This is a genomic window from Kitasatospora sp. NPDC057500 (genome assembly GCF_042802195.1).
Classification (GTDB): domain Bacteria; phylum Actinomycetota; class Actinomycetes; order Streptomycetales; family Streptomycetaceae; genus Kitasatospora.
Genome location: NZ_JBHVER010000445.1, coordinates 1 through 1,302 on the forward strand (window position 1 = coordinate 1; position 1,302 = coordinate 1,302).

Below are 1,302 nucleotides of genomic sequence, written 5' to 3' on the forward strand. Positions count from 1 at the left end.
GGTGGTCGGCGTGTGGGTGAGCCAGTAGCGCTGGTGTTGGAAGGCGTAGGTGGGGAGGTCGACGGGGTGGTTGGTGGTGGGGGTGGTGTGGGTGGTCCAGTCGATGGGGGTGCCGTGGGTGTGGAGTTGGGCGAGGGTGTGGAGCCAGGTGTGGGTTTCGGGTCGGCGGGGGTGGAGGGCTGCGGTGGCGAGGATGTTCGGGTTGTTGTCGGTGAGGGTGTCGGTGGTGAGGGTGGTGAGGGTGGTGTCGGGGCCGAGTTCGAGGTAGGTGGTGGTGTGGTGGTGGGCGAGGGTGGTGAGGGTGTCGGCGAAGCGGACGGTGGTGCGGACGTGGTGGGTCCAGTAGTGGGGGTCGGTGAGTTGTTGGGTGGTGGCGATCTGGCCGGTGAGGTTGGAGATGACGGGGGTGTGGGGTTCTTGGTAGGTGAGGGTGGTGGCGAGGTGGTGGAGGGGGTCGAGGACGGGGTCCATGTGGGGGGAGTGGAAGGCGTGGCTGACGTTGAGGGTTTTGGTTTTGTGGCCTTGTTCGGCCCAGGTGGTGGCGAGGGTGGTGGCGGCGTGGTGGTCGCCGGCGATGACGAGGGAGGTGGGGGAGTTGACGGCGGCGATGGCGAGGTGGTGTTCGTGGCCGGCGATCAGGGGGTGGATGTCGTTTTCGGTGGCTTGGAGGGCGATCATGGCGCCGCCGGGTGGGAGTTGTTGCATGAGGCGGGCGCGGGTGGCGATGAGGGTGGCGGCGTCGGTGAGGGTGAGGACGCCGGCGAGGTGGGCGGCGGTGAGTTCGCCGATGGAGTGGCCGGTGAGGTAGTCGGGGAGGAGGCCTGTGTGGAGGGCGAGGTGGTGGAGTGCGGTGTGGAGGGTGAAGAGGGCGGGTTGGGTGTAGTGGGTCTGGTGGAGCAGGGCGGCGGTGTCGGGGTCGGTGTCGGGGTCGGCCCACATCACGTCGCGCAGGGGGTGGGGCAGGTGTGGGGTGAATGCCTCGCAGGCTTTGTCGAACGCGGCGGCGAACACGGGTGACGCGTTGTGCAGTTCGCGTCCCATGCCGGCGCGTTGTGAGCCTTGTCCGGTGAACAGGAACGCGGTCTTCCCTCGCGGCCGGTGGTCGGCCGGGCCGGTCACGACGTTCGGTGAGGGCCGGCCTTCCTGCAGCGCGGCCAGCCCGTCCAGCAGGTCGCCACGCTCGTGGGCGATGACGGCGGCGCGGTGCTCGAAGGCGGTGCGGGTGGTGGCCAGGGCGTGGGCGATGTCGCGGACGTCCACCTCCGGGCGGTCCGTCGCGAAGGCGTGCAGCTGAGCGGCCTG

1 protein-coding gene is annotated in these 1,302 nt (G+C 69.7%); it reads right to left on the reverse strand.

Annotated elements, in window-relative coordinates; genetic code table 11:
* A partial coding sequence (locus ACFU74_RS37305) for an acyltransferase domain-containing protein (protein ID WP_380764582.1) occupies positions 1-1,302 on the reverse strand: 1,302 nt, incomplete at both ends.